Origin of the sequence: Bradyrhizobium sp. SUTN9-2 (assembly GCF_003122645.1) — a bacterium.
In the GTDB taxonomy this organism is placed as follows: domain Bacteria; phylum Pseudomonadota; class Alphaproteobacteria; order Rhizobiales; family Xanthobacteraceae; genus Bradyrhizobium; species Bradyrhizobium yuanmingense.
This window is the reverse complement of record NZ_LAXE01000001.1, coordinates 695983-702296: the sequence shown is the minus strand read 5'-3', so window position 1 is coordinate 702296 and position 6314 is coordinate 695983. Positions and strand designations below refer to the sequence as shown.

Here is a 6314-nt window from a genome sequence, read left to right as displayed (position 1 = left end):
TCTCTCCGCACGAGCGGTCTTCGAGAGACCTGTACCCCCTCACCCGGATTGCTGCGCAATCCGAGCTCTCCCCGCAAAGCGGGGCGAGGTAAAGAAGATCCCTCACACGCTCATGCGCTGGAACTGGCCCTGCGGGCGGAAGCGCCAGAGATATTGCGGGGCGATCGCTTCCAGCGAGTCGGCCTGGATGCCGAGGCCTTCCAGCGTCAGCCCGGCCGCCTTCGCCGCGTCCGACACGATATTGTCGTGCTCGAGCAGCGTGACCTGGTCCGGCGTCAGCTTGAACGCGCCCGGCGCGAATTGCAGGAAGTTGGCCTGGAAGCGGGCGAGGCCGAACGTCAGCGGCACCAGCATGCGCTTGCGGTCGGTGATTTGGAGGATCGCCTCGATGATCTCGCGCATGGTCAGCACTTCCGGCCCGCCGAGCTCGTAAGTGGCGCCCGCCTTGGCCTTGCCGTCGGCCGCATCCGCGATCGCGCTGGCGACGTCGCCGACATAGACTGGCTGCATCTTGGTCTCGCCACCGATCAGTGGCAGCACCGGCGACATCCGGGCCAGCGCGGCAAAGCGGTTGGTGAACTGGTCCTCGGGGCCGAACATCACGGAGGGGCGGAAGATCGTGGCGGAGGGAACCGCGGCCAGGACCGCGGCTTCGCCGGCCGCCTTGGCCCTGGCATAGCGTGAGGGCGACTGCGCATCGGCCCCGATCGCCGAGACATGCACCAGCGCGCTACCTGCGGCGGCAGCCGCCTTGGCGACGGTCTCGGCGCCCCTGGCCTGGACGGCGTCGAACGTCTGCTTGCCGCTCTCGGTGAGCACGCCGACCAGATTGATCACGACATGCGAATCACGCAGCGCCGCCTCGACCGAGGCCGGATAACGCAGATTCGCCTGCACGGTGTGGATCTGCCCGACCCGGCCGAGCGGCTGGAGGTATCCGGCGAGTTCCGGCCGCCGCACCGCGACCCGGACCCGGTAATCCCGCTTGCTCAGGGCGCGGACGACGCTGCGGCCCAAGAACCCCGATCCGCCGAAAACCGTGACCAGCGTGTCCAGATTCGATGCCATGGGAGCCGTTCCTGCGGAAAAGAGTGTGTCGTGTCAGGCTTGTATCGGGCCGGTTTGCGATGCGCAATCGGCATCCCGACCCCGGCCTCACGCATGAATTGACAACGGCGTCACTGAACCGTAGTAACCGCCTCCGTGCCCCAAACGGCATGCCCAGGTGGTGGAATTGGTAGACGCGCTGGCTTCAGGTGCCAGTGGCTTAACGGCCGTGAAGGTTCGAGTCCTTTCCTGGGCACCATACGATTCTGGATGTCAAACAAATCCAGATAGATAAGCCCGATCAGAGTGTTGCGTTGGCCCCGACTGTGTAACAATGGGGTGTAACATTGCTGTTCAGGGTTGTTCGGCCGATGCGCCGGGTTGGGTCTCGTTTTCCTCTTTTCGTGCAGCGCATTCCGGCTGACGTCCGGTCCAAAGCGGTCGGCATCGAACTGGCGATTCCGCTCGGCGATGGCTTCGTTTTCGTGACGCTTAGAGAGGGCGCTCAGGCCGTCCGGTTCTCCCTTCGCACCACAGAACCTACCGAGGTCAAGACGCGTCAGGCGCTCGCTGCGGCCTATCTGGAAACCGTCTGGGCTGCACTCCGCAACGACGCTCCCGTGCATCTGACCCACCGGCAAGCGACGGCCTTGGCAGGCGAGCTCTATCGCGTCTGGGCGGACAGCGAGAACCGCGCCCGGAGTGTCGCCATGGTTCACACGCCCGGAGTCGGCTGGGCGCCTGACACGGAGAGCCAGGAGGAGCAGGAAGCCTACTGGGCGGCCGTAACCAAGATGTGGGAGAGGGTCGGCCAAGACGGTGAGGCCAAGCAACTAGAGAAGGCTCTCGGGCCGATCGTGGACCGCCTCTTGCTGAGCAAGGGCATCCGCCGTGTGGACAGCGAATCGCGTTCGCTATTGCTGACCGCCTTTTGGATGGCGCTGCGCGACGCCTTCGCGAGTCGCGAACGGAATGCTGGGGGAGACTATTCGCCCGACCCCAAGGCCGACCGCTTTCCCGAGTGGCGAGCCCCGGCAGATGCACCGAAGGAAAAGCCAAAGCGGGGCGCCTCCAAGAATTCCCTCACCGGGCTAGTTGAGGACTGGTGGAAGGAAGCTAAGCGGGCCGGCCGCAAGCAGAGCACCTATGAGAGCTATCGCAACTCGATGGCACGCCTCGTGACATTCCTGAAGCACGACACGGCGGGCCGGGTGACGCCGGAGGACATCGTTCGCTTCAAGGATTATCGCGTGCAAAGCGGCGTGAGCCCGAAGACCGTGAAAGATAGCGACCTCGCGGGCATGAAGACGGTGTTTGGATGGGCGGTGGTCAATCGTCGGCTGCCCGGCAATCCGGCCGAAGGGATCACCATCAAGGTCGGCAAGTCGCGCAAGCTCCGGTCCAAGGGCTTTTATGATTCGGAAGCCGTCGCCATCCTGAAGCACGCCCGCGAGTTCGTGCCCGGCCGGGAGGCCCCGAAGCTGGCGGCGGCCAAGCGGTGGGTGCCGTGGCTATGTGCCTTCACGGGTGCTCGCGTGGGTGAGATGATTCAGATTCGCAAGGAGGACCTCAGGCGCGAAGGCAAGCTCTGGGTGCTGCACGTAACGCCCGAAGCGGGGCCCGTGAAGACGGATGAAGCGCGTGATGTCGTGCTCCATCGGCAGGTCATCAAGGAAGGCTTTTTGGAGTTCTATGAGAAGTCGAGGGACGGCTATCTATTCATTGACCCCAAGGCCGGTGAGCTGGGCGTGCGCAACGCAGTGAAGACTGCGCGGAACAAGATCAACGAATTTGTGCGCGAGGTCGTGAAGGATAAGAACGTTGACCCGAGCCACGGCTGGCGGCATCGCTTTAAGACGGTTGGCATTGATCAGGGCCTGGAGATGCGCGTGCTGGATGCCATACAGGGACATGCGCCGCGCAATGTCTCGGAGGGCTACGGAGATGTGACCATCAAGGCGAAGGCGAATGCTGTCGCGAAGTTTCCGCGCATTGAGCTGTAGCGCCAAACAATGGGCGAGCTGGCCGACAGCACCTAGCCGTTCCACACCTTCAGATATTCCTTCGCTTTTGCTCTGGTTGCCCTAACTCGATCGACCTGAATCCTGAGAGCTTCGACTGCGCTCTTCGCCTGCGCCAGGTTACTAAGAGCGCTCTTCTCCGCCTGCTGAAGCTTCTTATCAGACCAAGCTTCAATTTGAAGGGTCAGCTGATGAAGCTCTTGGTGTGGCCGCTGAAGCACTTGTAACTCGCCTACCAACCTCGCATGATGTCCTTGAAGGTTGCCTATGGCCTTTTCAACTCTCTTCCTAAGCTCCTTGCAGGGATAATCGTACTTGTGACACCGCGGTAGCGATTTCCGGGCTATTTCTGCGGCAGCGTTGCCAATCTCGCGCTGCTTGTCTGCCACAGCATTTTGAAGTTTGTTTACTTCTGCCTCGAGCTCTTTTCGGCGCTTCTCTTTTTCTTCCAGGGCTGCCTTGCGCGCCTTCGCAACTTCCTCGGTCGCAGCTCCCGCCAGTGCTTCAGCGGCCGCGAGGCCGGCTACTGCTTTGCCTAAATCGGACTGAAGTCGATTCAGGATTTGGCCTGAAGGATCCGTCAAACTGTCGAGCAACGATAATAACTTCTTCCGCACGTCCTCCTCGACGCGCATTTTATTGTAGAGCAAGCCAACGAATACACAGTCCCATCCGCCACCCATTGCAGTCGGCCGTTCGTTCTTTTTGTCTGTTTCCCACCTCCATATCCAAGCTGGTCTAGTCTCCGCCTTCAGCGGCGCATCGTTCAACGCCGGACAGTGATCAATGATTGACGATCTTGTAGACTTGGCCGGTCCGTTAGCCAGAAGCTGATAGAAAGGATTCCAGGCTTGGCGGTTGAGAATTGCTCTTGCTCGTAAATTGAGGGCGGCGGGATTTTCTGAGGACGTAAGATCTGCAAAATTGTCCGTCAGACCGGGCAGAGATCCACTCGGAAATCGCTCCAGGGTTAGTTCCGGATTCCGCTCCATCATGCGCAAGAGCACCCTGACAGCCTCCAAATGAAGTGGAAAATTTGGCCTGAGGCCTAATGGTAGTAGCCCGTCCCGCACTGAATCGGGAATGGGGGCGAGAAGATCTACAATTTGCTTAGGTGCGTGAACCGCCTTGCTCATTAGCGGCCCGAATTGCTTTTTTGTATAACGCGCCATCAACTCGTAGTCGGGAGTATCTTTTATCGGGGTCAAGATACAGAATCCGCTCGTGTAGCCTAAGACCTTGGTGGGCTTTTTCGAACCGCATTGATAGTCAGCTGAGCAAAGACGAGGCCAAGGAAACGGTGTGCAAGCCCCGTCTTTGCAAAGTGTTGTGGTCGCTCCGACCGCTTCGATTGCGTCGATCCACTGATGAAAAGCTTCTTTTCGCTGCGTTTTGATCACGTAAAGCATCACCCCGAGACCCATGTCCGGTGAGAAAGTGCTTGTGCACTCTGTGCAGAAATTTCTACCAGGGTCTGGAAATGCCGAATTGCCTTTCAAGCAATCGTTCTCGACATTCCAGCGTTGACGAGGTGACCGGTAGAACAATCTCAGCTTAGTGCCTTGGGCATCGCGAACACCGTTACAACCCTCTTCGAGGCCGGCTGCACAAAGAAGGCCATTGAACATAGTCGAGTCCAGGTCATCGCAGTTTTGGGGCCAGTTCTTCCCCCACTTCGAAGGATAGGAGGACCAATTCCCCGTCTGGGAGGCCGGACATTGAAAACCGAATGTTTTCCAGTGATCTATGAGAGCTTGCGGAATCTTTGATCCAACACTCTTGATCGGCCAATATGGTAGAGTGTTGAGTAATTTGTTCCAGTCACCTAAGTCAGAAGCGGAGGCAATCGGAACCAAGCAAATGGCTTGCAAGAAAATGAAGTAAAAACTCAAGCGGATCATTGCATCACCTCAGAAAACAGAGGGGCTGACCGAACTTAGGACTATGTCATTGACGTTTGCAAAAAGCTTGCCCGACGAATTAGCCGGAAACTCAATTTCTAGGTTAGATAGAAAAAGATAAACGTCTCAAGCGATTAAAGTCAATTGTGAAGTTGGGCGAGGTCGCCACGCCGACTTCTAAATTTGCGGATTTCGTTGAGCTCTAGCGCATATTGGCATAGTCGGTTGCTGCTGCTTTACAAGCCTCGATCTTTGAGCAGGCCAGCACGGCACCCTCTCGTAGCGCAGCCTCGTAGGGATCATCTTTGTGGTTCGCTTGAAGGTGGGCCCCGAGCAAGGCCGCAGCGACCAAGACCACGACGTAACGAGCCCGCTCCAAAAGCAACCGCGCCTTCAGGTTCTTCTGAATGCGAGTGACCGTCGCCAAGAATATGGCCGGTGTGCTCACGAGGAGAATGACAACTCGAACGCTGGCCGACTCGATATCCAGCCGCTTGAGAACCCCATGTTCGAACCAGAGGCAGAGCGCGATGAGGCTCCAGATGGTGGCCCAGTAGCTGGCCTTATCGAAGAGAACCTTGATGGGGTCGTCGTCACGCAGCTTCGGTGTTGTGTCCTCGGTGCTGGTCATTCTTGCGATCCTCATTGCTGGTCAGCAATCGATTGTAGACGATAGTCTTCATGCCTCAACCGAAAAATGGGACTCATAGTCCGTAGACCTAAAGTCATCATGACGGCCTGCTCCTGTGGATGGATGACGAGACCGGGATCGTTGAAGTGGTGGCAGAGGCCGTGCGGAAGGCCCGCAAGGGGCTGGGGCTGTCCCAAGAGGATTTGGCCTTAGAGGCGGGGCTAGATCGCACCTACATCAGCCAAGTCGAGAGAGGCACCCGCAATTGCACCATCATCGTCCTTGCACGCTTGGCTCGCGCATTGAAGACCACCCCTGATCGGTTGCTTGTCCCCCAGCGGAAGGGACGGGCCTAGTCCCTATCTCGCCCGGTGTCAGCCGTGAGTGGTCATTTTTAACACCTAGCCATCTCGCGCGGCAGCGCGGGAGACCGAGACTCATGCAACGAACACAACACAGAGGAAGAGGACAGCAGGAGGAGCACCCAAAGGTCCCACGCCAACAGAAGCCAGTGGTGCTTGCTCATGGTCATCGCGCTTCCCATCGGAAGGACGGGCGCAAGAGAGCGTGCTTGATGTAGGTCGAAGGATGGGTGCTAGGTGGTGACCTCATGGGAGGGAGTGCTAGTTACTCACCCTAAGCTTAGAGGTGACCCTTCAGGGTGGTGAAGGGGGACCCTCTAGAGGCCGAGCTTAGGGTGACGATGGAGGAGGT

General features: G+C 58.7%; 5 protein-coding genes and 1 tRNA gene. 3 read left to right on the top strand and 3 right to left on the bottom strand.

The features are described from left to right. Positions 1-102 precede the first annotated feature (102 nt). Positions 103-1068, bottom strand: coding sequence for a complex I NDUFA9 subunit family protein (locus tag XF30_RS03270; RefSeq protein ID WP_109141906.1), 966 nt, complete (start codon positions 1066-1068; stop codon positions 103-105). Positions 1069-1219: 151 nt separating this feature from the next. On the opposite strand from XF30_RS03270, the gene XF30_RS03265 reads away from it, so the two are divergent. After that, positions 1220-1306 (top strand) — tRNA-Leu (locus XF30_RS03265). Between the two features lie 88 nt (positions 1307-1394). Beyond that, positions 1395-3050: a tyrosine-type recombinase/integrase gene (locus tag XF30_RS03260; RefSeq protein ID WP_244608869.1), complete on the top strand. Its 1656-nt coding sequence runs from the start codon at positions 1395-1397 to the stop codon at positions 3048-3050. Positions 3051-3082: 32 nt separating this feature from the next. Here the strand turns inward: XF30_RS03260 and XF30_RS37635 are convergent, their stop codons facing one another. Then, complete coding sequence (locus tag XF30_RS37635; RefSeq protein WP_146207656.1) at positions 3083-4969, bottom strand: coiled-coil domain-containing protein; 1887 nt, start codon at positions 4967-4969, stop codon at positions 3083-3085. Positions 4970-5171: 202 nt separating this feature from the next. Continuing rightward, complete coding sequence (locus tag XF30_RS03250) at positions 5172-5600, bottom strand: hypothetical protein (protein WP_109145550.1); 429 nt, start codon at positions 5598-5600, stop codon at positions 5172-5174. A gap of 119 nt (positions 5601-5719) precedes the next feature. Here XF30_RS03250 and XF30_RS03245 point away from each other — a divergent pair, with 119 nt between their 5' ends. Beyond that, positions 5720-5956 (top strand): helix-turn-helix domain-containing protein, encoded by a 237-nt coding sequence (locus tag XF30_RS03245; RefSeq protein ID WP_109141903.1) that lies wholly within the window; start codon positions 5720-5722, stop codon positions 5954-5956. Positions 5957-6314 lie beyond the last annotated feature (358 nt).